General features: G+C 72.2%; 26 protein-coding genes. 13 read left to right on the top strand and 13 right to left on the bottom strand.

The features are described 5' to 3' along the window. Window positions 1-14 precede the first annotated feature (14 nt). The 4 genes from AB0M97_RS03740 to amaP are packed head-to-tail and all read left to right on the top strand — an operon-like array spanning window position 15 to window position 1,859. Window positions 15-200 (top strand): hypothetical protein, encoded by a 186-nt coding sequence (locus AB0M97_RS03740; RefSeq protein ID WP_365959084.1) that lies wholly within the window; start codon window positions 15-17, stop codon window positions 198-200. 5 nt (window positions 201-205) lie between these two features. Then, on the top strand, window positions 206-580 hold the full coding sequence (locus AB0M97_RS03735) for a hypothetical protein (protein WP_365959083.1): 375 nt from the start codon (window positions 206-208) through the stop codon (window positions 578-580). Then, window positions 577-1,275: a DUF6286 domain-containing protein gene (locus tag AB0M97_RS03730; protein ID WP_365959082.1), complete on the top strand. Its 699-nt coding sequence runs from the start codon at window positions 577-579 to the stop codon at window positions 1,273-1,275. Before AB0M97_RS03735 ends, AB0M97_RS03730 begins: the two co-directional genes overlap by 4 nt. Further along, window positions 1,272-1,859, top strand: coding sequence for an alkaline shock response membrane anchor protein AmaP (gene amaP / locus AB0M97_RS03725; protein ID WP_365959081.1), 588 nt, complete (start codon window positions 1,272-1,274; stop codon window positions 1,857-1,859). Before AB0M97_RS03730 ends, amaP begins: the two co-directional genes overlap by 4 nt. 60 nt (window positions 1,860-1,919) lie before the next feature. Here the strand turns inward: amaP and AB0M97_RS03720 are convergent, their stop codons facing one another. From AB0M97_RS03720 to AB0M97_RS03700, 5 genes are all read right to left on the bottom strand, one after another. Next, a complete protein-coding gene (locus AB0M97_RS03720; RefSeq protein WP_365959080.1) occupies window positions 1,920-2,675 on the bottom strand; it encodes an SDR family oxidoreductase in 756 nt (251 codons plus the stop codon). A 4-nt stretch (window positions 2,676-2,679) separates the two neighbouring features. Further along, window positions 2,680-4,464 carry a glycoside hydrolase family 15 protein gene (locus AB0M97_RS03715; RefSeq protein ID WP_365959079.1) on the bottom strand — a complete coding sequence of 595 codons (1,785 nt, stop codon included), beginning with the start codon at window positions 4,462-4,464 and terminating at the stop codon, window positions 2,680-2,682. Between the two features lie 78 nt (window positions 4,465-4,542). Then, window positions 4,543-5,403 carry an SURF1 family protein gene (locus tag AB0M97_RS03710; protein ID WP_365959078.1) on the bottom strand — a complete coding sequence of 287 codons (861 nt, stop codon included), beginning with the start codon at window positions 5,401-5,403 and terminating at the stop codon, window positions 4,543-4,545. A 58-nt stretch (window positions 5,404-5,461) separates the two neighbouring features. Then, window positions 5,462-5,695, bottom strand: coding sequence for a hypothetical protein (locus AB0M97_RS03705; protein ID WP_079168513.1), 234 nt, complete (start codon window positions 5,693-5,695; stop codon window positions 5,462-5,464). Window positions 5,696-5,775: 80 nt separating this feature from the next. Further along, window positions 5,776-6,765, bottom strand: coding sequence for a DEDDh family exonuclease (locus AB0M97_RS03700; RefSeq protein ID WP_365959077.1), 990 nt, complete (start codon window positions 6,763-6,765; stop codon window positions 5,776-5,778). 174 nt (window positions 6,766-6,939) lie between these two features. Here AB0M97_RS03700 and AB0M97_RS03695 point away from each other — a divergent pair, with 174 nt between their 5' ends. Continuing rightward, entirely contained in the window at window positions 6,940-7,809 is an 870-nt protein-coding gene (locus AB0M97_RS03695) for a sterol desaturase family protein (RefSeq protein ID WP_365959076.1), read from the top strand. Between the two features lie 102 nt (window positions 7,810-7,911). Here the strand turns inward: AB0M97_RS03695 and AB0M97_RS03690 are convergent, their stop codons facing one another. Further along, on the bottom strand, window positions 7,912-9,429 hold the full coding sequence (locus tag AB0M97_RS03690; RefSeq protein ID WP_365959075.1) for a S8 family serine peptidase: 1,518 nt from the start codon (window positions 9,427-9,429) through the stop codon (window positions 7,912-7,914). 59 nt (window positions 9,430-9,488) lie between these two features. After that, window positions 9,489-11,018 (bottom strand): S8 family serine peptidase, encoded by a 1,530-nt coding sequence (locus AB0M97_RS03685; RefSeq protein ID WP_365959074.1) that lies wholly within the window; start codon window positions 11,016-11,018, stop codon window positions 9,489-9,491. Between the two features lie 254 nt (window positions 11,019-11,272). Between AB0M97_RS03685 and AB0M97_RS03680 the strand changes: the two genes are divergently transcribed. The 3 genes from AB0M97_RS03680 (at window position 11,273) to moaA (ending at window position 14,399) form a co-directional block, all read left to right on the top strand. Beyond that, window positions 11,273-11,629, top strand: coding sequence for a DUF485 domain-containing protein (locus tag AB0M97_RS03680; protein WP_365959073.1), 357 nt, complete (start codon window positions 11,273-11,275; stop codon window positions 11,627-11,629). Continuing rightward, a complete protein-coding gene (locus tag AB0M97_RS03675; RefSeq protein ID WP_365959072.1) occupies window positions 11,626-13,245 on the top strand; it encodes a cation acetate symporter in 1,620 nt (539 codons plus the stop codon). The genes AB0M97_RS03680 and AB0M97_RS03675 overlap by 4 nt, the downstream gene beginning before the upstream one ends. Window positions 13,246-13,409: 164 nt before the next feature. After that, window positions 13,410-14,399, top strand: a complete 990-nt coding sequence (gene moaA, locus AB0M97_RS03670; protein WP_365959071.1) for a GTP 3',8-cyclase MoaA — start codon at window positions 13,410-13,412, stop codon at window positions 14,397-14,399. Here the strand turns inward: moaA and AB0M97_RS03665 are convergent. Both AB0M97_RS03665 and AB0M97_RS03660 read right to left on the bottom strand, forming a co-directional pair. Further along, window positions 14,396-14,644, bottom strand: a complete 249-nt coding sequence (locus AB0M97_RS03665; RefSeq protein WP_365959070.1) for a hypothetical protein — start codon at window positions 14,642-14,644, stop codon at window positions 14,396-14,398. The genes moaA and AB0M97_RS03665 overlap by 4 nt on opposite strands. Before the next feature lie 211 nt (window positions 14,645-14,855). Continuing rightward, window positions 14,856-15,254 (bottom strand): DUF3099 domain-containing protein, encoded by a 399-nt coding sequence (locus AB0M97_RS03660; RefSeq protein WP_365959069.1) that lies wholly within the window; start codon window positions 15,252-15,254, stop codon window positions 14,856-14,858. A gap of 242 nt (window positions 15,255-15,496) precedes the next feature. On the opposite strand from AB0M97_RS03660, the gene AB0M97_RS03655 reads away from it, so the two are divergent. Continuing rightward, window positions 15,497-15,775 (top strand): GlsB/YeaQ/YmgE family stress response membrane protein, encoded by a 279-nt coding sequence (locus tag AB0M97_RS03655; RefSeq protein WP_365959068.1) that lies wholly within the window; start codon window positions 15,497-15,499, stop codon window positions 15,773-15,775. A gap of 99 nt (window positions 15,776-15,874) precedes the next feature. Here AB0M97_RS03655 and tyrS read toward each other — a convergent pair whose 3' ends face one another. The 3 genes from tyrS to AB0M97_RS03640 all read right to left on the bottom strand — a co-directional run bounded on the left by tyrS (window position 15,875) and on the right by AB0M97_RS03640 (window position 20,123). After that, complete coding sequence (tyrS, locus tag AB0M97_RS03650) at window positions 15,875-17,143, bottom strand: tyrosine--tRNA ligase (RefSeq protein ID WP_365959067.1); 1,269 nt, start codon at window positions 17,141-17,143, stop codon at window positions 15,875-15,877. 65 nt (window positions 17,144-17,208) lie between these two features. Beyond that, window positions 17,209-18,603: a metallopeptidase TldD-related protein gene (locus AB0M97_RS03645; RefSeq protein ID WP_365959065.1), complete on the bottom strand. Its 1,395-nt coding sequence runs from the start codon at window positions 18,601-18,603 to the stop codon at window positions 17,209-17,211. Next, complete coding sequence (locus tag AB0M97_RS03640; RefSeq protein ID WP_365959064.1) at window positions 18,600-20,123, bottom strand: TldD/PmbA family protein; 1,524 nt, start codon at window positions 20,121-20,123, stop codon at window positions 18,600-18,602. The genes AB0M97_RS03645 and AB0M97_RS03640 overlap by 4 nt, the downstream gene beginning before the upstream one ends. A 251-nt stretch (window positions 20,124-20,374) precedes the next feature. Here AB0M97_RS03640 and fabG point away from each other — a divergent pair, with 251 nt between their 5' ends. From fabG to AB0M97_RS03625, 3 genes are all read left to right on the top strand, one after another. Next, on the top strand, window positions 20,375-21,094 hold the full coding sequence (gene fabG, locus AB0M97_RS03635) for a 3-oxoacyl-[acyl-carrier-protein] reductase (RefSeq protein ID WP_365959063.1): 720 nt from the start codon (window positions 20,375-20,377) through the stop codon (window positions 21,092-21,094). A gap of 5 nt (window positions 21,095-21,099) precedes the next feature. Continuing rightward, entirely contained in the window at window positions 21,100-21,867 is a 768-nt protein-coding gene (gene fabI / locus AB0M97_RS03630; protein ID WP_365959062.1) for an enoyl-ACP reductase FabI, read from the top strand. Window positions 21,868-22,218: 351 nt separating this feature from the next. After that, complete coding sequence (locus AB0M97_RS03625; protein ID WP_365959352.1) at window positions 22,219-22,500, top strand: hypothetical protein; 282 nt, start codon at window positions 22,219-22,221, stop codon at window positions 22,498-22,500. Here the strand turns inward: AB0M97_RS03625 and AB0M97_RS03620 are convergent. Continuing rightward, window positions 22,475-23,170, bottom strand: coding sequence for a FadR/GntR family transcriptional regulator (locus AB0M97_RS03620; RefSeq protein ID WP_365959061.1), 696 nt, complete (start codon window positions 23,168-23,170; stop codon window positions 22,475-22,477). The genes AB0M97_RS03625 and AB0M97_RS03620 overlap by 26 nt on opposite strands. Before the next feature lie 82 nt (window positions 23,171-23,252). Here AB0M97_RS03620 and AB0M97_RS03615 point away from each other — a divergent pair, with 82 nt between their 5' ends. Next, the gene (locus AB0M97_RS03615; RefSeq protein ID WP_365959060.1) at window positions 23,253-24,626 is read left to right on the top strand and encodes a CynX/NimT family MFS transporter; all 1,374 of its coding nucleotides are present in this window, start codon (window positions 23,253-23,255) and stop codon (window positions 24,624-24,626) included. The last annotated feature ends 11 nt before the right edge of the window (window positions 24,627-24,637 follow it).

The following is a 24,637-nucleotide window of genomic DNA, read 5'->3' as shown; positions in this document are numbered from 1 at the left end:
CTGAGGAGCGCAGGATGAGCATGGCCGTGATCGGCATGGTGGCCGGAATGGCGCTGGGATTCGCCGGATATTTCGGTGGCTTCGGGGCATTCCTGCTGGTGGCGGCGCTGGGCGCCGTCGGTTTCGTCGTCGGCCGGTTCCTGGAGGGGGACCTGGAGTTCGGCGACTTCTTCCGCACCCGCGACGACCGGCGGCGGTGACTCGGGTGAGTACCTCGGCCGAGGCGTTCCGCGCACCCCGGGCCGTCGTACCGCCGGGCGAGCGCGGGGCGACCCGGATCGCCGACCGGGTCGTCGCCAAGATCGCCTCGCAGGCGGCGCGCGAGGCCCTGGGCGCGCCGCCCCCGGACGGCAGGCCGCCGCACGCCACGGTGGTGGTCCGCCACGCCGCGGCCCGCGTCCGCGTGCACGTCGAACTCGACTACCCCTGCGACATCGGCGCCCGCTGCCGCGCGGTGCGTCGCCAAGTCGCCGAACGGGTAGGCACGTTGGTGGGCATGGAGGTGCCGGAGGTCGCGGTCGAGGTGGAGCGGCTGCAGCTGTCCCCGGCGCACGGCGCGGCACACGGGAGGACCCGATGAGCGAGCCCGAGGGCGCCGAGGGCACCACGCGGCGGCTGCCGGTCATCGAGAAGGCCACCGGCCCCGGCGACGACGAAGAGCGGGGCAGGCCGGGCCAGTCGGCGTCCGCCGCCGCGTACGACGCGCCGCCCGTGCTCGACGGCGACGCGGGCGGCAGCGGACGGTTCTGGTCGGCGCGCCGCGTCCCCGCGGGCCTCGTCGCCCTGCTGCTCCTGGCCGGGACCGGGCTGCTGCTGTACGACGTCGCGGCCGTGCGCGCCGGCCGGCCCGCCATGGGCTGGCGCCGCGCACTGGCCCGGCAGCTCGCACAGCGGCCCCTGGACGACATCTGGGTGCTGATCGGCGCCGGCGTCGCTGCCGCCCTCGGCCTGTGGCTGCTCGTGCTGGCCCTCACGCCCGGCCTGCGGGGGGTGCTGCCGATGCGCCGGCCGCACGCCGACGTGCGCGCCGGGCTGCACCGCGACGCCGCCGCCCTGGTGCTGCGGGACCGGGCCATGGAAGTGCCGGGCGTGCAGTCGGCGCGGGTGCGGATGCGCCGCTCCCGGGCCCACGTGCGCGCGGTGTCGCACTTCCGCGCACTGGACGAGGTACGCGCCGACCTGGACGACGTGCTCACCGAGGCGGTCGGAGGGCTGGGCCTTGCCCGGCCGCCCGCGCTGTCGGTGCATGTCCGGCGGCCCGGCAGGAAGGGGTGAGGACCGTGCTCAGGACCGTCAACCGTGTGCTGCTGGGCCTGCTGGGCCTGGTCCTGCTCGCCCTCGGCGGCTCCGTGCTGGCCGTGGGGCTGGGCGCGCCCGCGCCGTCCTGGTGGATCCACCACGGGCGGCGCGACGTCCTGCTGAGCGCGGCCGAGCGGACCCGCTGGCGGGACGCCGGCTGGTGGTGGCCGGCCGTCCTCGCCGCGCTCGCCGTCCTCGTGCTGCTCGCCCTGTGGTGGCTGGTCGCGGTACTGCGCCGGCGGCGCCTGGCCGAGGTGCTGGTCGACACGGGCGACGGCGAGGGCGCCCTGCTGCGCGGACGCGCCCTGGAGAGCGCCGTCGCGCAGGACGCGGGCGGCATGGACGGCGTCGAACGCGCCGACGTCGCCCTCACCGGCCGCCGCAGCGCACCCGCGGCCCGGGTACGGCTGCTGCTGGCACCGCACGTCGCCCCCGCGACCGCGCTCCACCGGCTGACGACCGGGGCCCTCGCGCACGCCCGCGACTCGGCGGGCCTGGCCTCCCTGCCGGCCGAGGTACGCCTGAAGGGCGTCAGGCACCAGGCCGAACGGGTGGGGTGACGCCGGGTCGGCGCCGCGCCGACCCGGGCCGGGCCGACTCCGGCGGGCCCGCCCCGCCGTTCAGAACCCGTGCCGTACGCCCCCGTCCACCGGAAGCATGATGCCCGTCAGGTACGAGGCCGCCGGGGAGAGCAGGAACGCCGCCGCGCGGCCGAACTCCTGCGGGGCGCCGTACCGTCGCAGCGGGATGCGGGACTCGGCGGCCCGGCGGGTCGCCTCCGGGTCGGCGGACAGCGCGTCCAGCTCCCGCACCCGGTCGGTGTCGATGCGGCCCGGCAGCAGGCCGACGACGCGGATGCCGTGCGGGCCCAGTTCGTCGGCGAGGGACTTCGCGAAGCCGGCGAGGCCGGGGCGCAGCCCGTTGGAGATGGTCAGGCCCGGGATCGGCTCGTACACCGAACCGGACAGCACGAACCCGATGACGCCGCCCTCGTCCAGCTCCGCCGCGGCCCCCCTGGCGAGCCGTACCGCCCCGAGGAACACCGACTCGAACGCCGCCTGCCACTGCTCGTCCGTGGTGTCCGCGACGAAACCCGGCGGCGGCCCGCCCACGCTGACGAGGACGCCGTGGAAGCCGCCGAAGTGCTCACGCGCGGCGGTGATCAGCCGCTCGGCCACCCGCGGGTCGGCGTTGTCCGCGGCGACGCCGAGCGCGTTCGGGCCCAGCGCGGCGGCGGCCTCGGTCACCGTCTTGTCGTCCCGCCCCGTGACGACCACCTTCGCGCCGTCGGCGACCAGCTCGCGCGCGGCGGCGTTGCCGAGGCCCCGGGTGGCCCCGGTGACGACGTACACCCGGTCCTTCAGTCCAAGATCCATGGCCCTATCCTGCCCCGTCGTCCCCGTACAGGGCGAGGGCGGTGTTCACCAGGCCGATGTGGCTGAACGCCTGCGGGAAGTTGCCGAGCTGGTGCCCCGCCACCGGGTCGTACTCCTCCGCCAGCAGCCCGACGTCGTTGCTGAGTTCCACCAGCCGCTCGAACAGCTCGCGGGCCTCCTTGGTGCGGCCGGTCGCGTGCAGCGCGTCCGCGAGCCAGAACGAGCACACCAGGAAGGCGCCCTCACCGCCGGGCAGCCCGTCGACGATCGTCTCGTCGGCGCTGTAGCGGCGCAGCAGGCCGTGGTGGCCCAGGTCCTCGCGGACGGCCTCGATGGTGCCGAGGACCCGGGGGTCGTCGGGCGGCAGGAAGCCCACGCGCGGGATCAGCAGCAGCGCGGCGTCCAGCTCGCGCGAGCCGTAGGACTGCGTGAAGGTGTTGCGCCGTGGGTCGTAGCCCTTCTCGCAGACCTCGCGGTGCACCTCGTCGCGCATCGCCCGCCAGCCGTCGAGGTCGCCCGGCAGCTCCGGGTGCCGCTCCAGCGCGCGCACCGCCCGGTCGGCGGCCACCCACACCATCACCTTGGAGTGCACGAACTGCCGGCGCCCGCCGCGCACCTCCCACAGCCCTTCGTCGGGCTGGCGCCACGCCGTGCACAGGAAGTCCATCAGCGCCCGCTGCACCGCCCACACGTCGGGCTTGGCGGACAGTCCCGAACGGCGGCCCAGCGCCAGGGAGTCCATGACCTCGCCGTACACGTCGAGCTGCAGCTGGTTCACGGCGTCGTTGCCGATCCGCACGGGCGCCGACTCGGCGAAGCCGGACAGCCACGGCACCTCGAACTCCGGCAGCCGCCGCTCGCCCGCCAGGCCGTACATGATCTGCAGGTCCTTGGGGGAGCCCGCGACCGCGCGCAGCAGCCAGTTCCGCCACGCCTCGGCCTCTTCCTGGTAGCCCGCCGCCACCAGTGCCCCCAGGGTGAGCGTCGAGTCGCGCAGCCAGCAGTACCGGTAGTCCCAGTTGCGCACGCCGCCCAGCTCCTCCGGCAGGGAGGTGGTGGGCGCGGCGACGATGCCGCCGGTCGGCGCGTAGGTGAGCGCCTTGAGGGTGATCAGGGAGCGGACCACGGCGTCCCGGTGCGGCCCGTCGTAGCGGCACCGCGCCGCCCACGCCCGCCAGTCGGCGACGCTGTGCTCCAGCGACTCGTACGGGTCGACCAGCGGGGGGCGCGGCTCGTGCGAAGGGTGCCAGGTGAGGACGAACGCGACCTTCTCGCCGGCGGCGACGGTGAACTCCGAGTGGGTGCCGAAGTCCTTGCCCCAGGTGCGCACCTCGGGTTCGGAGCGCAGCCACGCCGAGTCCGGTCCGGCGACGGCCACCCGGTGCCCGTCCACCCGGCGCATCCACGGCACGAGCGAGCCGTAGTCGAAGCGCAGCCGCAGGACGCTGTGCACGGTGACCTCGCCGCTGAGCCCTTCGACGATGCGGACCAGGTCGGGGGCGCGGTCGCGCTGCGGCATCAGGTCGGTGACGCGCACGCTGCCCTGCGGGGTGTCCCACTCGGTGTCCAGGACCAGCGTGTCGGGGCGGTAGGCGCGCCGGGTGCACCGCTCGGCGCCCACGGGGGCGATGCGCCAGTGGCCGTTGTCCTCGTCGCCGAGGAGCTTGGCGAAGCAGGCGGCCGAGTCGAAGCGGGGCAGGCACAGCCAGTCGACCGAGCCGTCCAGGCCGATGAGCGCGGCGGTCTGTTCGTCGCCGATGAGGGCGTAGTCCTCGATGCGGGGGTGCACGCACGTGCGGGTTCCCGGCGGACCTGGGGCGCAATCCGCGCCGGGCTCGGCCAGGCGACGCGAGGGATGTGACGTCGGTTACACCGAAGCCCGTTCCGCGCCCTCAGCGTCGTCAGCGTCGTCCGTGTTGTCCGTGTCGTCCGTCTCGCCCTCGGCTTCCTCCGGCTCGCCGGTGCCGCGCTTCGCCGCCGCCTCCGCGCGCTCGCGCGCCTCCCGGCGGACCAGCACGAACCAGCCGACGGGGACGCCCGCGGCGAACAGCCACCACTGCACGGCGTACGCGTAGTTCAGCGCGGCGTTCTCCCGGCCGGGCTCACCGATCAGCTGCGGGGTGCCGCCCTTCGGCTCGGGCGCGGTCTGCACGACGTAGCCGCCGAGCACCGGGGCGCCGAGGCGGCGCGCCTGCTCCTCGCTGTCGATGAGCATGACCTGCCGGTCCGGCAGGCCCTTGAGGTCCTTGATGCCGCTCGCCTCGGTCGTCTCGTCGGGCATCAGCCGCCCGGTGACGGTGATCTCGCCGCGCGGCGGTGCGGGGACCGGGGGGAAGGCCTGTCGGCCGAGGCCGTCTCCGGGGATCCAGCCCCGGTTGACCAGCAGCACCTTGCCGTCCGCGAGGACGAACGGGGTCAGGACGTGGTAGCCGACCTGCTCGTCGGCGTTGGTGCGGCGGCGGACGACGACCTCGCCGTCGGTGTCGAAGTGTCCCCGCGCGGTCACGCGGCGGTACCGCTCGCCGGCGCCGACCTCGTGCCCGGGGGCGGTGAGCCTGGTCACGGGCACCGGCTCGGCGGCCAGCGCCTCGGAGACCAGCTCGTTGCGGGCGGTGCGCTGCTCGTAGCGGTGCATCTGCCAGATGCCCAGCCTGATCATCGTGGGGATGAGGAGGAGGGCGACCAGCGTGAGGATCACCCACTGCCGGGACAACAGGAAGCGGTACACCCCACGACCGTACAACTCGGTCGGGGGGTGTCTCGCGCCGGGTACGGGTTCAGACCTGTCAGACCTTGTCGACGATGCCCGCCTTTCCCTCGGCCCGCGCGCAGTGGGCACCGCAGTACCAGTGGCCCTCGACCTCGACGCCCTGGCCGATGATCTGGACGCGGCAGTGCTCGCAGATGGGCGCCATGCGGTGAATGGCGCAGGAGAAGCAGTCGAAGACGTGGACGGCGCCCTGCGCGTGCACCTCGAACGTCATGCCGTAGTCGTTTCCGCAGACCTCGCAACGTGCCATGCGCCACACAGTGGGCGCTCGGCGCCGCGCGGGCGAGCGGGCGCCGGGCGAGTCGCCCGGCAATCACCCGTCCGTACGGGTCACCCGTCCGCCGGTTCGACGTCCCCCAGCAGTTGCCCGAAGGCCGCCTCGTCGACCACGGGCGTGCCGTACTGCCGGGCCTTGACGGCCTTGGAGGTGCCCGAGTCCGGGTCGTTCGTGACGAGCAGGCTGGTCAGCCGGGACAGGCTCGACGCGACGTGCAGACCGGCCTCGGTCGCCCGGTCCTCCAGCAGCTCGCGGTCGACGGAGGTGTCCCCGGAGAACGCCACGCGCATGCCCTGCTTGAGGGGTTTGCCCACCTCGTAACGGCCCGGGTTGGGGTAGGGGCACGCGGGGCGCCTGCGGGACGGACGCCAGCCGGTCGCCGCCCGGTAGCCGCCGTGGCCGGCCTGCTGCCCGATGCGGGGCGCGGGCCGGTCCGACCACTCCGTCAGCGGCCGGCACTCGTGCAGCGGCAGCCTGAGGCCGCCCGCCGCGGCGGCGTGCAGGCTCGGCCGGAACGCCTCCGCCAGCACGCGCGCGTCGTCCAGCGCGTGGTGCGCGCGCCGCTGCACGACACCGAAGTGGGCGGCGAGCGACTCCAGCTTGTGGTTGGGCAGCGGCAGGCCCAGCTCCTTCGACAGGGCGATGGTGCACAGCCGCTGACGCACCGGCGCCTCGCGCTCCGCGCGCGCGTACTCGCGTGCGATCATCTGCCAGTCGAAGACCGCGTTGTGCGCGACGAGCACCCGGTCGCGCAGCCGGTCCGTGAACTCCTCGGCCACGTCCCCGAAGAGGGGCGCGCCCTCGAGGACGTCGCTCGTCAGGCCGTGGATCCACACGGGGCCCGGGTCGCGCTCCGGGTTGACCAGCGTGTACCAGTGGTCCTCGACCTCGCCGCGCGCGTCCAGCCGGTAGACGGCCGCGGAGATGATCCGGTCGTCCCGTGCCAGGCCGGTGGTCTCCACGTCAACGACCGCGTATCCCCGGGGATACGCGGCCGGCCACGCAGTCGGGGGCGCTGCGGTCGTCATGCGGTCTTCGAGCATGGTCCCTGAGGATACGGGCCGCGACTGACAGCGCGGACCGGGAGGGCCGCGCCGGACTCGGCGTCACATGTCCCGACCCGCCCGGGATGTGACGGAGGATTCGCCCGCCGACGCCGCAATACTTGTCGGTAACAAGGTCTGGTCGTGGGCCGCCCGCGGTTTTACGGTGCACTCATGCCGAACCTGCCCGATGTCGTGCTGTGGTCCATACCCGCCTTCGTGCTGCTCACCGTGGTCGAGATGATCAGCGTGCGCCTCCATCCCGACGAGGAGGCGGCGGGCTACGAGGCGAAGGACGCCGCGACCAGCGTCGGCATGGGCCTGGGCAGCCTCGTCTTCGACTTCCTGTGGAAGATCCCGATCGTCGCCGTCTACACGGCGCTCTACGAACTGACCCCGCTGCGCGTGCCGGTGCTGTACTGGACGATCCCGCTGATGCTGCTCGCGCAGGACTTCTTCTACTACTGGTCGCACCGCGGCCACCACGTCGTCCGCATCCTGTGGGCCTGCCACGTGGTGCACCACTCCAGCCGCAGGTTCAACCTCACCACCGCGCTGCGCCAGCCCTGGACGTCCCTGACCGTCTGGCCGTTCTACGTCCCCCTCATCGTGTGCGGCGTGCACCCGGCGGCCCTCGCGTTCTGCTCCTCGGCGAACCTCGTCTACCAGTTCTGGATCCACACCGAGCGCATCGACAAGATGCCCCGCTGGTTCGAGTCCGTCTTCAACACGCCGTCCCACCACCGGGTGCACCACGCCTCCCAGGGCGGCTACCTCGACCGCAACTTCGGCGGCATCCTCATCGTCTGGGACCGCCTCTTCGGGTCCTTCGTGGCCGAGACCGAGCGGCCGGTGTACGGACTGACGAAGAACATCACCACGTACAACCCGCTAAAGGTCGCCACCCACGAGTACGTCGCCATCGCCAGGGACCTGAGGGCGGCGCGAAGTTGGCGCGAGCGCGCCGGGCGGCTGTTTCGCGGCCCCGGTTGGCAGCCCGCCCCGCCCGCCGCGGCACCCGTCGAGGAGACCTCGGCCGCCTGAGACCGCCCCACGCCCACAGGGCGGGCACCGCGACCGCCACCGGGCATGCGAAGGGGCCGGGCACACGGCCCGGCCCCACCGCTCACACCGCGACCGGCGCGGTCACCTGGTCACCGCGTCCAGCGCGTCGGCCATGCCCCAGCCGTAGAACCCGTTGCGGTTCTTCGAGCCCTGGCACACCGCGTCGACCTTGCCGTCGCCGTTGATGTCGTACGGGTCCGTGCACGGCGTGGCGTCGGCCTGCGCGTACAGCAGGGCCTTCACCAAGGCCGGCGAGGCCTTCGGGTGCGTCGACTTGATGAGCGCGGCGACGCCCGCGACGTGCGGCGACGCCATCGACGTACCGGCCATGTAGCCCCAGGTGCCACCGGGCATCGTGCCCAGGATGCGGCCGTCCACGGCGGGCGGCGCCGGCGTCTGGTAGATCGTGCGGTCGCCACCCGGCGCGGCGATGTCGATCACGCCGAGGCCGTGGTTGGAGAACGACGACTTCAGGCCCTTCGCGCCGGTCGCCGCGACCGTGACGACACCCGGCAGCTGGGTCGGGATGTCGTAGCACTCCGACGGGTCGACGACGCGCTCGGTGGGCGTGGTGTCGTTCGGGGACACCGGGTCGGTGATCTCGTCGGCGGCGAAGTCGTAGTTCTCGTTGCCGGCCGCCGCGACGTTCACCGCGCCCTTGCGCTCGGCGTACTTCGTCGCCCGGGTCAGCGCCTCCACGAGCGCCTTCTGGTCCGGGTCGTCCGTGCAGTTGAAGTACCACGGGTCGGTGTAATAGCTGTTGTTCGTCACGTCGACGCCGTGTTCGGCCGCCCACACGAAGCCGCACACCACGGCCTCCGTGTAGAAGAAGCCGTCCGGGTTGGACACCTTGATGCCGGAGACCTTCACGCCGGGCGCGACACCGGTCATGCCGATGCCGTTCTTCGCCGCGGCGATCTCACCGGCCACGTGCGTGCCGTGCGCGCTCTCCGTGGGGCCCGGCCGCCAGGCGCCGTCGGCCGTGACCGGCTTGCCCGACACGCAGTTGACGGACGCGGCCCGGTCGAAGTTCGGCGCCAGGTCCGGGTGGGTGTCGTCGACGCCCGTGTCGAGGACGGCGACCGTGACCTTGCTGCTGCCCAGCGACTTCGCGTGCGCCTTGTCCGCCTTGATGGCGGGGAGGTTCCACTGCAGTGGCTGCAGCGGGTCCTGCCCCGCCACCGCCTGGGCGCCGGCCACCTCGGCCGCGCTGAGCACCCTCGGCGTGCCCACGTCGGTCGTGGACTGCGCGGGCAGCGGCGCGGTGCGGGTGGCACCGGCCGACTGAACCCCGCGCACCGTGCGTATCCGCTCGGCGAAGTCGGGGTTCGAGGAGTGGACGACTATGACACCGATCTGGTCGTACGACGTCACGACCGTGCCGCCGAACTCGCCGATGGCCTTCTTCAGGTGACCGGAAGGGGCGTGCCCCGGGCGGACGTTGACGACGTAGCTGAGCGAGGTCGCGTCCGCGGCGACCTGCGCGGGCGCCTCCGCGGCGGACGCGGTGACGTTCGGCAGGAACGCGAGCGCCGTCGCCATCGCCATCCCGGCCGGGAGGGCGATCGCGCGACTGAAGCGCGGGTGAGGCGCTGTCATGAGGTGTCTCCAGTTCGTTCGCGGTACAGGAGGGCCGTGCGGGAGGTCGGCGGCGCCGGTCAGTCGACCGCGCGCAGCGCGTTGACGATGCCGAAGCCGTAGAAGCCGTTCAGGCGCTGACCGCCCTCGCACACGGCGTCCTGCGCTCCGTCGCCGTCCTGGTCGTACGACTCGGGGCAGCCAGGGTTGTCCGCCTGCGCCTTGAGCAGGGCCTGAAGCTGGGCCGGGCCGGCGTGCGGGTACGTCGACTTCAGCAGCGCGGCGACGCCCGCGGCGTGCGGCGAGGCCATCGAGGTGCCCTGCAGGAAGGCGTACTGGCCGTTCGGCATGGTGGACAGGATGCGGCCGTTCTTCGACGGCGTGTCCGGGATCTGGTAGCGCCGGTCGCCGCCCGGCGCCGCGACGTCCACGACGCCCCTGCCGTACGAGGAGTAGTACGACTTGAGGTTCTTCACGCCCGTCGCGCTGACCGTGACGACGCCCGGCAGCTGGGTCGGGATGTCGAAGCACTCGTGCGGGTCGATGGTGCGGTTCACCGGCGTGGAGTCGTCCGGGCTGGAGTCGTCCACGATGGCGTCGGCGTCCAGGTCGTGATTGGAGTTGCCCGCCGAGGCCAGGTGCAGGGTGCCCTTCTTCGTGGCGTACAGCTGCGCCCGGTTGACCGCGTCGACGATGGCCCGCTGGTCCGGGTCGTCCATGCAGTTGTAGAGCCACGGGTCGACGTAGTAGCTGTTGTTCGTGATCTCCACGCCGTGGTCGGCGGCGAACACGAAGGCGCACACGACGCTCTCCGGGTAGAAGAGGCCGTTGTCCGGGTCGCTCACCTTGATGCCGGCGACCTTGACGCCCGGGGCGACGCCCGCGACACCGATGCCGTTGCGCGCGGCGGCGACCTCACCGGCCACGTGCGTGCCGTGGTAGTCGGCCGAGGTGTACGGGCGCCAGGCGCCCTCGCTGGTGTCGGCCTTGCCGCCCACGCAGTTCGCCGACTGGGACGCGGCGAAGTTCGGGGCGAGGTCCGGGTGGGTGTCGTCGACGCCGGTGTCGATGACGGCGACGGTCACGTCGCTGCTGCCGGGGTTGATCCGTGCCGCCTTGTCGGCGCCTATCGCGCGCAGGTCCCACTGGTCGGCCTCCAGGGGCTCGCTGCCCTCCGTGGCCGCGGAGGCACGCGCGGTGCGCTCGGCCTGCTCGTCCGACAGCATCTGGACGGCGCCCTCGGCGGTCGTCCCGGCGGCGGTCAGCGGCGCCGTGCGGGTCGCGCCCGCCGACTGCACACCGCGCACCGTGCGCATCTGCTGCGCGAAGGCGGGGTTCGCCGAGTGGACGACGATCACGCCGATCCTGTCGTACGTGACGACGACGGTGCCGCCGGCCTCGGCGACGGCCTTCGTCACCGACGCGATCGTGTCCCGGTTCGTCGAGGTGTTCACGACATACGCCAGTTTGGGGGCGTCCGCGGCCTGTGCGGCGGTTTCCGCCGCCGGGGCGGCCGACGCGGCGGCCGGCAGGAAGCCGAGCGAGGCGGTCAGCGACAGCACGACGGGGACGGCGAGCGCGAGCGAGCGTCTGGAACGCAGATGAGCCATGGGGTCTCCACATCATCCGGAAACGAAACCGGCCCGAGACACAGGTGGTGCTCGGGCAGGTACATGACGGTTGTGCAGAGGTGAAGCTATCTCCCATGTCGCTGGCCAGCAATGACTTGCCGGACGTGAGTTCGGAAAGTAGTCGAGTTCGGTTGAACCGGTCCTCGCGCGGCGCCGTGACCTTGGGCAGGGAAGGCGAGGACACTCGCCCCCGTCCCTTTGCCGAAACCGCACCCGCAACGCGAGGAGACTCCGTGGCCACCGACGCACCGCCCCCCTCGAAAGAGCCGCACGTCCTACCCTCCGCCGAGGAGTTCGCCGAGGTGCACCAGAGCACGGAATTCGGTGAACTGCGGCGCTCCTACCGGTCGTTCGCCTTTCCGCTGACCGTCGCCTTCATCGTCTGGTACCTGCTGTACGTGCTGCTGTCGAACTACGCCGGCGGCTTCATGGGCACCAAGCTGTTCGGCAACATCAACGTCGCCTTCGTCTTCGGCATCCTGCAGTTCGTCACCACGTTCCTCATCGCCTGGTGGTACTCCCGGCACGCCGCGGCGAAGCTCGACCCCAAGGCTGAGGCGATCAAGTCCCGGATGGAGAAGCGCGCATGAACCTCGCCACGACCCTCGCGGCCAACGAGGCCAGCGAGCACCGGCCACTGATCATCACCCTGTTCGCACTCTTTGTGGTCGCAACCCTCTTCATCACCGTCTGGGCGGGCCGGCAGACCAAGGACGCCGCCGACTTCTACGCGGGCGGACGCTCCTTCAGCGCCTTCCAGAACGGCCTCGCGGTCTCCGGCGACTACATGTCGGCCGCGTCGTTCCTCGGCATCGCGGGCGCCATCGCCCTCTTCGGATACGACGGCTTCCTGTACTCCATCGGCTTCCTGGTCGCCTGGCTCGTGGCCCTCCTACTGGTCGCCGAACCGCTTCGGAACTCCGGCCGCTACACCATGGGCGACGTCCTCGCGTACCGCATGCGCCAGCGCCCGGTGCGCACCGCGGCCGGCACCTCCACGATCGTCGTGTCGATCTTCTACCTGCTGGCCCAGATGGCCGGCGCCGGCGTCCTCGTCTCGCTGCTGCTCGGCATCACCTCCGACGCCGGCAAGATCCTCATCGTCGCCCTCGTCGGCATCCTGATGATCGTGTACGTCTCCATCGGCGGCATGAAGGGCACCACCTGGGTCCAGATGGTCAAGGCCGTGCTGCTCATCGGCGGCACCCTCCTGATCACCTTCCTGGTGCTGCTGAAGTTCAACTTCAACATCTCCGACCTGCTCGGCACGGCCGCCGAGAACAGCGGCAAGGGCGCCGCCTTCCTGGAGCCCGGCCTGCAGTACGGCGCCACCGGCACCACCAAGCTGGACTTCATCTCCCTGGGCCTCGCCCTGGTCCTCGGCACCGCCGGCCTGCCGCACATCCTGATCCGCTTCTACACCGTGCCCAACGCCAAGGCCGCCCGGAAGTCCGTGAACTGGGCGATCGGCATCATCGGCGGCTTCTACCTGATGACGATCGCGCTCGGCTTCGGCGCCGCGGCGCTCATCTCGCAGGAAGAGATCATCGCGTCCAACCCGTCCGGCAACACCGCGGCCCCGCTCCTCGCCCTGCACCTCGGCGGCGTCGACTCGACCTGGGGCGCGATCCTGCTCGCCACCATCTCCGCGGTGGCCTTCGCCACCATCCTCGCCGTCGTCGCGGGCCTGACCCTCGCCTCGTCCTCGTCGTTCGCCCACGACATCTACGCCAACGTCATCAGGAAGGGCAACGCCACCGAGAAGGAAGAGGTCAGGGCCGCCCGGCTCGCCACCATCGGCATCGGCGCCGTCTCCATCCTGCTCGGCGCCCTCGCCCGCGACCTGAACGTGGCCGGCCTCGTCGCGCTCGCCTTCGCGGTCGCCGCCTCCGCCAACCTGCCGACGATCCTCTACAGCCTGTTCTGGAAGCGGTTCACCACCCAGGGCGCCCTGTGGTCGATCTACGGCGGTCTCATCGTGGCCGTCGGCCTGGTGCTGTTCTCGCCCGTCGTCTCCGGCGACCCCAAGGCGATGTTCCCCGACGTCGACTTCGCCTGGTTCCCGATGAAGAACCCGGGCATCATCTCCATCCCGTTCGGCTTCCTGATGGGCTGGCTCGGCACGGTCCTGTCCAAGGAGGAGCCCGACACCGCCAAGTACGCGGAGCTGGAGGTCCGGTCCCTGACCGGCACCGGCGCGCACTGACACCCCCTGCACGCACCCCCTGCACGCGCGGCCGTGTCGTAGCTCTCTACGACACGGCCGCGTCCCACGTCGTGGGATCGGGCCTCGGCCGTTGTCGGTGGTGTCACGTAGGCTCGTTGACGACGGCACAACGCGCGCGGTCCGCGACGAGGGAGGGGGCCCACGTGCTCATCGACACCTACGGCCGGGTGGCCACCGACCTGCGGGTCTCACTGACCGACCGGTGCAACCTGCGCTGCACCTACTGCATGCCCGAGGAGGGCCTGCAGTGGCTCGCCAAGCCCGACCTGCTCACCGACGACGAGATCGTCCGCCTCATCGGCATCGCGGTGACCTCCCTCGGCATCGAAGAGGTCCGCTTCACCGGCGGCGAGCCCCTGCTGCGCCCCGGCCTGGTCGGCATCGTGGAGCGCGTCGCGGCCCTGGAGCCGCGCCCCCAGACGTCTCTCACCACCAACGGCATCGGCCTCAAGCGCACGGCCGAGGCCCTCAAGGCGGCGGGCCTGGACCGGGTGAACGTCTCGCTGGACACCCTGCGCCCCGACGTCTTCAAGACCCTCACCCGCCGCGACCGGCACAAGGACGTCCTCGAAGGCCTCGACGCCGCCCGCGCGGCCGGCCTCACCCCGGTCAAGGTCAACTCCGTGCTGATGCCCGGCCTGAACGACGACGAGGCCCCCGACCTGCTCGCCTGGGCCCTGGAACACGAGTACGAGCTGCGCTTCATCGAGCAGATGCCCCTGGACGCCCAGCACGGCTGGAAGCGCGACGGCATGATCACCGCCGGGGACATCCTGACCTCCCTGCGCACCCGCTTCGAGCTCACCGCCGAGGGCTCCGAGGAGCGCGGCTCCGCCCCCGCCGAGCGCTGGCTGGTGGACGGCGGACCGCACCGGGTGGGCGTCATCGCTTCCGTCACCCGCCCGTTCTGCGCCGCCTGCGACCGGACCCGCCTCACCGCCGACGGCCAGGTCCGCACCTGTCTGTTCGCCCGCGAGGAGACCGACCTGCGCGCGGCGCTGCGGTCCGGCGCACCCGACGAGGAGATCGCCCGCATCTGGCGCCTGGCCATGTGGGGCAAGAAGGCGGGCGCGGGCCTGGACGACCCGTCCTTCGTCCAGCCGGACCGCCCGATGTCGGCGATCGGCGGCTAGCTTTCCCCAGGCCTGCTCCCGGGCCGCTCGGAGCCTTCGGGTGCCTGCCACTCGGCGAGCGGCACGACGTCCTTCAGAAAGCCCCGTACGCCGAGGAACTGCGAGAGGTGCTCGCGGTGTTCCTCGCACGCCAGCCACGTCTTGCGGCGCTCCGGGGTGTGCAGCTTGGGGTTGTTCCAGGCCAGCACCCACACGGCGTCGGCGTGGCAGCCCTTGGCGGAGCAGATCGGCTTTTCGTCACTCACGGGTTCGTCTCACAGGTCCGCAGACAAGGCGACGCCGAGCAGCCACGGGGGGAGCTGCCCGGCGTCGGTCCGTCGCTCCGACGGGGGATGCGGAGCGCTTACGAAGTATGTCACGGGTAACCCGTCGCCCGGCACTGGAATGGCATGATCCGTCTGAGGTTTTCCTGAGCTTTGGCGAGAAACCTGCTTCCGCTTACGGCCCGCATGTACCTCAGGAGCTGTCACGCCGCTCGCTTCCCGGGCCCGGCATCGCGTCGGACGCCACGTCGTCCGGGACGGACCGCGCCGGACCGTCGTTCGCACGCGGCGGCGCGATCATCGGCGGAGTCGGCGTCACGACGAACGTCGACGGGAGCGACGGCGCGTTCTCGCGCCCGGCGTTGGCGATCACCACCGCCACGTAGGGGAGCACCACGCCCAGCACCAGCGCCACGATCGCGACATGCCGTTCCACGTTCCACAGCACCGCCGAGAGGATCACCGACAGGGTGCGGACCGACATCGAGATGACATACCGGCGCTGCCGGCCCCGCACGTCCTCCTGCAGACCCGTCCGGGCTCCGGTGATCCGGAACACCTGGGCGTTGCCGTCGCCACGCTGTTTCCGCATCACACTCCACCATCCGCCCGCATCGGCTCGCCCCGTCACCCGGTCCGCGGCCGGTCGGGGAACCCGTGCCCGGACACCTCCCACGGTACGCCGCGGCCGCCCCGGTCACGAGACCGGGGCCCCGTGGCTTCCGGCCGCACCGGCCGCGCCGTCCCCCGTACGGCCCAACCCGGAATGCGGCGTACGGCAGCCCGGCCGAGACTGGCGGTAATGCTCACGCCGAGCGGGACGAGGAGGCAGCCATGGGCTGGTTGTGGGCGATCATCGTGGGATTCGTACTGGGGTTGCTCGCCAAGGCGATCATTCCGGGTAAACAACACAGTCCCCTGTGGCTGACCACCATCTGCGGCATCCTGGGCGCCATCGCGGGCAACGCGATCGCCCGCGGCTTCGGCGTGGACGAGACCGCGGGCATCGACTGGGCGCGGCACGCCTTCCAGCTCGCCGCCGCCGTCGTCATCGTCTTCCTGGTCGACATGGCCTACATGACGATGCGCGGCAAGAAGAGGCAACGGACCTGACGGCCACCGGGCCCGCACAGCGCGGCGTCCGGTCCCACCCACGCCGCAGGGGGCGGTTTCCCGCCGGGAACCGCCCCCTGCGCATGCCGCACTGCCGGGTCAGGCGCCGGTGACCTCGACCGCGGCCAGGTTCTTCTTGCCGCGGCGCAGCACCAGCCAGCGCCCGTGCAGCAGGTCCTCCCGGGCGGGGACGGCGTCCTCGGCGGTGACCTTCGCGTTGTTCACGTAGGCACCGCCCTCCTTCACCGTGCGCCGCGCCGCCGACTTGCTGGCGACCAGGCCGACCTCGGCGAACAGGTCGACCACCGGTCCCAGCTCGGCGACCCGGATGTGCGGCACCTCGGACAGGGCCGCCGCCAGCGTCCTCTCGTCCAGCTCCGCCAGCTCGCCCTGGCCGAACAGCGCCTTGGACGCGGCGATCACGGCGGCCGTCTGGTCGGCGCCGTGCACCAGCGTCGTCAGCTCCTCCGCCAGCGCGCGCTGCGCGGCACGGGCCTGCGGACGCTCCTCGGTCTGCTCCTCCAGCTCTTCCAGCTCCGCACGCGACTTGAAGGACAGGATCCGCATGTAGCCCGAGATGTCCCGGTCGTCCACGTTCAACCAGAACTGGTAGAACGCGTACGGCGTCGTCATCTCCGGGTCGAGCCACACGGCGCCGCCCTCGGTCTTGCCGAACTTGGTGCCGTCCGCCTTCGTCATCAGCGGCGTCGCCAGCGCGTGCACCGAGGCGTCCGGCTCCAGGCGGTGGATCAGGTCCAGGCCGGCCGTGAGGTTGCCCCACTGGTCGCTGCCGCCCTGCTGGAGCGTGCAGCCGTAGCGCCGGTAGAGCTGGAGGAAGTCCATGCCCTGCAGCAGCTGGTAGCTGAACTCGGTGTAGCTGATGCCCTCGGACGACTCCAGGCGGCGGGCCACCGAGTCCTTCGTCAGCATCTTGTTGACGCGGAAGTGCTTGCCGATGTCCCGCAGGAACTCGATCGCGGACAGGTTCTGCGTCCAGTCGAGGTTGTTGACCATCACGGCCGCGTTCTCACCCTCGAAGGACAGGAACGGCTCGATCTGGCGGCGCAGCTTCTCCACCCAGCCGGCGACGGTCTCCGGCGAGTTCAGCGTGCGCTCCGCGGTCGGGCGCGGGTCGCCGATCAGGCCCGTGGCGCCGCCGACCAGCGCCAGCGGCCGGTGCCCGGCCTGCTGGAGCCGGCGCACGGTCAGCACCTGCACCAGGTGCCCCACGTGCAGCGACGGCGCCGTCGGGTCGAAACCGCAATAGAACGTGACGGGACCGTCCGCGAGCGCCTTGCGCAAAGCGTCCTCGTCAGTGGACAGGGCGAACAGCCCGCGCCACTTCAGCTCGTCGACGATGTCCGTCACGGTTCTCGTGTCTCCTCGGTGATCTCCGGGCAGCCGGGTCCCGCCGGCTGCGAACGCCTACGAGGTTATACGCCCCGGCTGACAGAGCTCATATTGAAATCCGGCACCCTGAGCGGCGGCATCGCGGCCCGGGTGAACCAGTCGCTCCACTCCCGCGGCAGGGTCTGCTCCGTGCGCCCGGCCTCCGTGGCCCGCCCCAGCAGGCCCACCGGCGACTCGTTGAACCGGAAGTTGTTGACCTCGCCGGTCACCTCGCCGTTCTCGACCAGGTAGACGCCGTCCCGGGTCAGGCCCGTCAGCAGCAGGGTCGCCGGGTCGACCTCGCGGATGTACCACAGGCAGGTCAGCAGCAACCCGCGCTCGGTGGCCGCGACCATCTCCTCCAACGAGCGGTCCTCGCCGCCGTCCAGGATCAGGTTCTCGACGCCCGGCGCCACCGGCAGCCCGGTCAGGCCGGCGCTGTGCCTGCTCGTCGTCAGATGCGCCAGGGTGCCCTCGCGCATCCAGTCGGTGGCGGTCAGCGGCAGCCCGTTGTCGAACACCGACTGGTCGCCGCCGGAGGAGTGCGCGATCACGAACGGCGCCGACTGCAGACCCGGCTCGTCCGGATCGCTGCGCAGCGTCAGCGGCAGATCGGTGAGCCGCTCGCCCACGCGCGTGCCGCCGCCCGGCTTGGAGAACACCGTGCGGCCCTCCGCCGCGTCCCGGCCCGACGCCGACCACATCTGGTAGATCAGCAGGTCCGCGACGGCCGTCGGCGGCAGCAGCGTCTCGTACCGCCCGGCCGGCAGCTCGATCCGCCGCTCCGCCCAGCCGAGCCGCACGGCCAGCTCGGCGTCCAGCGCCGCAGGGTCGACGTCCTTGAAGTCCCGGGTGGAGCGGCCCGCCCACGCCGACCGGGTGCGGTCCGGCGACTTGGCGTTCAGCTCCAGCGTGCCGTTGGGCTGGTCGTGCCGCAGCCGCAGGCCCGTGGAGGTGCCCAGGTAGGTGGAGACCATCTCGTGGTTGGCGAACCCGTACAGCTCACGGCCGCCGGCACGCGCGCGTGCGAACGCCTCACCGAGCGCCGGCGCGAAGTCCCCGAACACGGCGGACGACGTCTCGGCCGGTGCCTCCGTGAACTCCGGCGACGGCGCCACGCCCGTCACCAGCGGCTGCGCGTCCTCGGCGGGCGCGGCACCCCGCGCGGCGGCCTCGGCGGCCCGCACCAGCGGCTCCAGGTCGTCCGCCGTGACCGCGGACCGGGACACCACACCCGAGGCGGTGCCCTCCTTGCCGTCGACGGTGGCGACGACGGTGAGCGTCCGCCCGCGCGTGACACCGTTCGTGGTGAGCGCGTTGCCCGCCCAGCGCAGGTTGGCGGTGGACTGCTCGTCGGCGATGACGACGCACCCGTCCGCGCGGGACAGCTCCAGGGCGCGCTCGACGATCTCGTGCGGCTTGCTGACACGGGCGCTCATCGACCGGCCTCCTGCGTGGTGTTGAGGACGTTGACGCTCCTGAACAGGGCGGACGGGCAGCCGTGCGACACAGCTGCGACCTGGCCCGGCTGGGCCTTGCCGCAGTTGAACGCGCCGCCCAGGACATACGTCTGGGGGCCGCCGACGGCCGCCATGGAGCCCCAGAAGTCGGTGGTGGTCGCCTGGTAGGCCACGTCCCGCAGCTGCCCGGCGAGCCTGCCGTTCTCGATCCTGTAGAAGCGCTGCCCGGTGAACTGGAAGTTGTAGCGCTGCATGTCGATCGACCAGGACCGGTCGCCGACGACGTAGATGCCCCGCTCCACGCTCCCGATGAGGTCCTCGGTCGACATCCCGGCCGGGTCCGGCCGGAGCGACACATTGGCCATGCGCTGCACCGGCACGTGCGCGGGGGAGTCGGCGTACGCGCACCCGTTGGACCGCTCGAAGCCGGTCAGCCGGGCGATCCTGCGGTCCAGCTGGTAGCCGACCAGCACCCCGTCCTTCACCAGGTCCCAGGACTGCGCCTCGACGCCCTCGTCGTCGTACCCGACGGTCGCCAGGCCGTGCTCGGCGGTGCGGTCGCCGGTGACGTTCATCAGCTCCGAGCCGTACTTCAACGTGCCGAGCTGGTCGAACGTGGCGAACGAGGTGCCGGCGTAGGCCGCCTCGTAGCCGAGGGCCCGGTCCAGCTCGGTGGCGTGCCCGATGGACTCGTGGATCGTCAGCCACAGGTTGGACGGGTCGACGACCAGGTCGTACGTGCCCGCCCGGACGCTCGGCGCGCGCATCTTCTCGGCGAGCAGCTCGGGCAGTTCGGCGAGTTCCGCCTCCCAGTCCCAGCCGGTGCCCGTGACGTACTCCCAGCCGCGTCCGGCGGGCGGCGCGATGGTCCGCATCGAGTCGAACTCGCCGCTGGAGTCGTCCACCGCCACCGCGGTCAGCTGCGGATGCAGCCGCACCCTCTGCTGCGTGGTCACGGTGCCCGCCGTGTCGGCGTAGAACTTGTTCTCGTGGACGGTCAGCAGCGAGGCGTCGACGTGGTCCACCCCGTCCGCCGCGAGCAGGCGCGCGCTCCACTCGGCGAGCAGTCCGGCCTTCTCCTCGTCGGGCACGGTGAACGGGTCGATCCCGTACGAGGAGATCCACGTCCGGTCCGCGTGCACCGGCTCGTCGGCCAGCTCCACCCGCTCGTCCGACCCGGCCGCCCTGATCACCTGGGCCGACAGCTTCGCCATGGCCACCGCCTGCGAGGCGACCTTGGCGGCGGCGTCCATGGTCAGGTCGACGCCCGAGGCGAACCCCCAGGTACCGCCGTGCACGACCCGCACCGCGTACCCGAGGTCGGTGGTGTCCGACGACCCGGACGGCTTGGCGTCCCGCAGCCGCCAGGAGGCACTGCGCACCCGCTCGAACCGGAAGTCCGCGTGTTCGGCCCCCAGGGCCCGCGCCCGGGCGAGCGCGGCGTCGGCGAGGGCGCGCAAAGGCAGTGCCGTGAAGGCTTCGTCGATCGTATGAGGCACCGGCGTCTCTTTCTGTGGACGTGACCTGGCTGCCTCCGATCATGTCCCCCGGGGCCGCCCGCGGACCACACCTTTCCCGACGTGGCCGGCGGTTTTCTGTAGGGACCCGACAGTGAGTCCCGTAAGCCACTGTGGGTGCCCGAATGTCCCCGGCAGGTACGGGACCGATAGGTTTTCCGGGAAGCCGCCTGTAAGCCGGGGGAACCTGTGGCTCGGGCGGTGTGCCAGACCGCTAAGGAAAGGGTGATCCGTTGAGCCGCTCGGTTCTCGTCACCGGAGGAAACCGGGGCATCGGCCTCGCCATCGCCCGCGCTTTCGCCGACGCCGGCGACAAGGTCGCGTTCACGTACCGCTCGGGCGAGCCACCCGCCGACCTGACCGACCGGGGCTGCCTCGCCGTCAAGTGCGACATCACCGACACCGAGCAGGTGGAGCAGGCCTACAAGGAGATCGAGGCCGAGCACGGCCCGGTCGAGGTCCTCGTCGCCAACGCCGGCGTCACCAAGGACCAGCTCCTGATGCGCATGAGCGAGGACGACTTCACGTCCGTCCTCGACACCAACCTCACCGGCGCCTTCCGGGTCGTCAAGCGGGCCAACCGCGGCATGCTGCGCGCCAAGAAGGGCCGCGTCGTGCTCATCTCGTCGGTCGTCGGCCTGTACGGCGGTCCCGGCCAGGCGAACTACGCCGCCTCCAAGGCCGGCCTCGTCGGCTTCGCGCGCTCCCTCGCCCGTGAGCTCGGCTCGCGCAACATCACCTTCAACGTCGTCGCGCCCGGCTTCGTGGACACCGACATGACCAAGGCGCTCACCGACGAGCAGCGCTCGAACATCGTGGCGCAGGTGCCCCTGGGCCGGTACGCGCAGCCGGAGGAGATCGCCGCGACGGTGCGGTTCCTCGCCTCGGACGACGCCTCGTACATCACTGGAGCCGTCATCCCCGTAGACGGCGGACTGGGAATGGGTCACTGATCACCATGAGCGGAATTCTCGAGGGCAAGCGCGTCCTGATCACCGGTGTGCTGATGGAGTCCTCCATCGCCTTCCACACCGCGAGGCTGGCCCAGGAGCAGGGTGCCGAGATCATCCTGACCGCGTTCCCGCGGCCCACGCTGACCGAGCGCATCGCCAAGCGGCTGCCCAGGCCCACCAAGGTCGTCGAGCTCGACGTCACCAACGACGAGCACCTCGGCCGTCTCGCGGACGTCGTCGGCGAGGAGCTGGGCGGCCTGGACGGCGTCGTGCACTCCATCGGCTTCGCGCCGCAGGACGCGCTCGGCGGCAACTTCCTGAACACGCCCTTCGAGTCGGTCGCCACGGCGATGCACGTCTCGGCGTTCTCCCTGAAGTCGCTCACCACGGCCTGCCTGCCGCTGATGCAGAACGGCGGCTCCGTCGTCGGCCTCACCTTCGACGCGCAGTACGCCTGGCCGCAGTACGACTGGATGGGCCCGGCCAAGGCCGCCCTGGAGGCCACCAGCCGCTACATGGCGCGTGACCTGGGCAAGCAGAACATCCGCTGCAACCTCATCTCGGCCGGCCCGCTCGGCTCCATGGCCGCCAAGTCCATCCCGGGCTTCAGCGACCTGGCCGCCGTGTGGGACACCCGCGCGCCCCTGGAGTGGGACCTGAAGGACCCCGAGCCGGCCGGCCGCGGTGTCGTCGCGCTGCTGAGCGACTGGTTCCCGAAGACCACCGGCGAGATCATCCACGTGGACGGCGGTCTGCACGCCATCGGCGCCTGAGGGTCCGCAGCCCTTTGCTGCGGCCCGGACGCCCCGTTTCCCGCACCGCGCGGGGAGCGGGGCGTCACCCGTTCGGCCCTGCCGGCCGGGCGGCGGACCCGGCCGTCCGCGCACTCTGGAGACACGCGGCCACCGCGTGATTCCCTCCCCAGCGTGGCCGAGGAGGTCCCTGTGCACCTGATCCACGGCCTTGCGTCGGTGACCGTAGCCGCAGCCCTCCTGCTGAGCCTGCCGTACGAGGCGCCGGCCCACGCGCGTGTGGGGGTGCCGTACGAGGTGACGCCGCACGCGCGTGTGGGGGTGCGGTACGAGGCGCCGGCCCACGCCCGTGTGCGGGTGCCGTACGACGTCATGCCGCACGCGCGCGTGGCGGGCGCGCGGTCCGCCGTGGCGGCGCCCTTCGGGGCCGAGTGCCGCATAGCCGTCCGGGGCTCGCACGCGGTGGCCCACTGCCACAACCCGTACGTGCAGACCGACCGCGTGCGCCTGCACATCGAGTGCGAACGCTGGTGGGACCTCGACACCGACAGCGCCCCCGCCGACACCGGCCCGGCCGAGACCGTACGGCTCACCGGCCGGTGCTGGAAGGAGGTCCGCGCGGTGTGGGTCAGCCACCAGAACCGGGGCTCCTGAACCGCCCCGGGCGGCACAGGAACGGATAGCTCGCGGCCTCGGCCGCGGCGGCCGCCGTGTCGCCCGCGCGGATCGCGTCGACCAGCCGCGCGTGGTCCATGTACGTCTCCGGTGTCAGCTCCGCGCCGACGTCCTCGCGCAGCCAGTCCCTGAGCACCTCGCCGAGGTCCGCGTACACCGCCGTCATCACGTCGTTGTGGGAGGCCGACACCACGGCCAGGTGGAAGGTCGCGTCCGCCGTCACGAACGCCTCCGTGTCGCCCGACTCCCAGGCCTCGTCACGGCGCCGCAGCAGCGTGTCGAGCTGCTTGAGGTCCTTCTCCGTGCGCCGCTCGGCGGCCAGCTTCGCGGCGCCCGACTCCAGCGTGGACCGCAGCTCCGCGATGTGCCCCGGGTCGGCGCCGGCGAAGCGGCGGTGCATCACACCGGCCAGCTCACTGGTCGCCACGACGTACGTGCCGGAGCCCTGGCGGATGTCCAGCAGGCCGTTGTGCGCGAGGGCGCGGACGGCCTCGCGGACCGTGTTGCGGGCGACCCCGAGCTGCTCGACCAGCTCGGGCTCGGTCGGGATGCGGGAGCCGACGGGCCACTCGCCCGAGGTGATCTGGGTGCGCAGCGCGGCGATGACCTGCTCGGAGAGCGCGGAACGCCGGGGATGGCTCAGGGGCATGTCCCACCTTTGCACGGCCGCTCCGGCGGGGGACCGCCGGACCATGGACAACCAATCATCCCATGATTCTATGATGGTGTGCATGGCTAGTGAGGAAAACCGGACGCCAGAGTCCACGACGACCACGACGACCGCACGCACATCGGCCGCCGTACCGGACACCACACCGGACGCCCGCGAACCGGGGGAGCCCGGCACATCCGGCACGTCCGGCAAGCACGGCCCCGGGGAGGAAGCCGGGGGAGCCGGCACGCGCGTGTGGCGGATGCGGCTGCTCGTCGTCGCCATCGTGCTGGCCGCCCTGAACCTCCGCCCGGCCATCACCAGCCTCGGCGCGCTCCTCGAAGAGGTCCGCGACGGGCTCGGCATGAGCGGCAGCGTGGCCGGGCTGCTCACCTCCGTGCCCCCGCTCTGCTTCGCCGTCTTCGGCGTCACCGCCCCGCGGCTGGCCCGCCGCTTCGGCCCCGGCGCGGTGGTCTGCGCCGGCATGGCCGCCATCGCAGCGGGGCTGCTGATACGCCCGTACGCGGGCGGCACACCCGGCTTCCTGGCCGCCAGCGCCCTCGCGCTCATGGGCATCGCGGTCAGCAACGTCCTGATGCCGGTCATCGTCAAGCGCTGGTTCCCCGACCGCGTCGGTTCCATGACCGGCGTGTACTCCATGGCCCTCGCCTTCGGCACCTCCGTCGCCGCCGCGGCGACCGTGCCCGTCACCGGCGCCCTGGGCGGGAACTGGCAGTCCGGCCTCGCCGTGTGGTCCGCGCTGGCGGCGGCGGCCGTCCTGCCGTGGCTCGGCTTCGTACGGGACCGGGGCACGCCGCGTGCCGACACGTCCCGCGCGGGGCACGGCACGGGCGAGGAGCGGCCCGCGCTGCGCATCACGCGGAGCCGTACCGCCTGGGCGCTCGCCGTGTTCTTCGGGCTCCAGGCCACCGCCGCCTACGTCACGATGGGCTGGATGGCGCAGATCTACCGGGACGCGGGCGTGCCCGCGGGCACCGCCGGGCTGCTGCTCGCCGTCACCATGGTGATGGGCGTGCCGCTGGCCTTCGTCATCCCGCGCCTGGCGACCCGGCTGCCCAGCCAGGGCCCGATCGCCCTCGCGCTCGGCGCCTGCGGCCTCGCCGGATACGTCGGCCTGTACGTCGCCCCGGCCGGCGGTGCCCTGGCCTGGGCCCTGCTGCTGGGCGTCTCCAACTGCGCGTTCCCGCTCGCGCTCACCATGGTCGGGATGCGGGCCGGGACCGGCGCGGGCGTCGCCCAGCTGTCCGCCTTCGCGCAGAGCACCGGCTACCTGATCTCCATCCCGGGCCCCCTGCTGGTGGGCGTGCTCTACCAGCACAGCGGCGGCTGGGGACTGCCGCTCGCGCTGATGACCGCCCTGATGATCCCGCAGATGGTGATGGGCGTCCTGGCCGGCCGCGACCGCACCGTGGAGGCGGAGGCGGCCCGCTGATCCGGGCCGGA

This window comes from Streptomyces sp. NPDC051207, assembly GCF_040682395.1.
Taxonomy (GTDB): domain Bacteria; phylum Actinomycetota; class Actinomycetes; order Streptomycetales; family Streptomycetaceae; genus Streptomyces.
The sequence above is the reverse complement of the archived record's forward strand: the minus strand, read 5'-3'. Positions and strand labels throughout refer to the sequence as shown.

Excerpts from the sequence above, each read along its gene's own strand:
- AB0M97_RS03740 (WP_365959084.1), top strand. The coding sequence starts at position 15 with ATGAGCATGGCCGTGATCGGCATGGTGGCCGGAATGGCGCTGGGATTC.
- AB0M97_RS03730 (WP_365959082.1), top strand. The coding sequence starts at position 577 with ATGAGCGAGCCCGAGGGCGCCGAGGGCACCACGCGGCGGCTGCCGGTC.
- AB0M97_RS03720 (WP_365959080.1), bottom strand. The coding sequence starts at position 2,675 with ATGGATCTTGGACTGAAGGACCGGGTGTACGTCGTCACCGGGGCCACC.
- AB0M97_RS03705 (WP_079168513.1), bottom strand. The coding sequence starts at position 5,695 with ATGGCACGTTGCGAGGTCTGCGGAAACGACTACGGCATGACGTTCGAG.
- AB0M97_RS03700 (WP_365959077.1), bottom strand. The coding sequence starts at position 6,765 with ATGCTCGAAGACCGCATGACGACCGCAGCGCCCCCGACTGCGTGGCCG.
- AB0M97_RS03695 (WP_365959076.1), top strand. The coding sequence starts at position 6,940 with ATGCCGAACCTGCCCGATGTCGTGCTGTGGTCCATACCCGCCTTCGTG.
- AB0M97_RS03690 (WP_365959075.1), bottom strand. The coding sequence starts at position 9,429 with ATGACAGCGCCTCACCCGCGCTTCAGTCGCGCGATCGCCCTCCCGGCC.
- AB0M97_RS03685 (WP_365959074.1), bottom strand. The coding sequence starts at position 11,018 with ATGGCTCATCTGCGTTCCAGACGCTCGCTCGCGCTCGCCGTCCCCGTC.
- AB0M97_RS03675 (WP_365959072.1), top strand. The coding sequence starts at position 11,626 with ATGAACCTCGCCACGACCCTCGCGGCCAACGAGGCCAGCGAGCACCGG.
- AB0M97_RS03660 (WP_365959069.1), bottom strand. The coding sequence starts at position 15,254 with ATGCGGAAACAGCGTGGCGACGGCAACGCCCAGGTGTTCCGGATCACC.
- AB0M97_RS03655 (WP_365959068.1), top strand. The coding sequence starts at position 15,497 with ATGGGCTGGTTGTGGGCGATCATCGTGGGATTCGTACTGGGGTTGCTC.
- AB0M97_RS03645 (WP_365959065.1), bottom strand. The coding sequence starts at position 18,603 with ATGAGCGCCCGTGTCAGCAAGCCGCACGAGATCGTCGAGCGCGCCCTG.
- fabI (WP_365959062.1), top strand. The coding sequence starts at position 21,100 with ATGAGCGGAATTCTCGAGGGCAAGCGCGTCCTGATCACCGGTGTGCTG.
- AB0M97_RS03625 (WP_365959352.1), top strand. The coding sequence starts at position 22,219 with ATGCCGCACGCGCGCGTGGCGGGCGCGCGGTCCGCCGTGGCGGCGCCC.
- AB0M97_RS03620 (WP_365959061.1), bottom strand. The coding sequence starts at position 23,170 with ATGCCCCTGAGCCATCCCCGGCGTTCCGCGCTCTCCGAGCAGGTCATC.
- AB0M97_RS03615 (WP_365959060.1), top strand. The coding sequence starts at position 23,253 with ATGGCTAGTGAGGAAAACCGGACGCCAGAGTCCACGACGACCACGACG.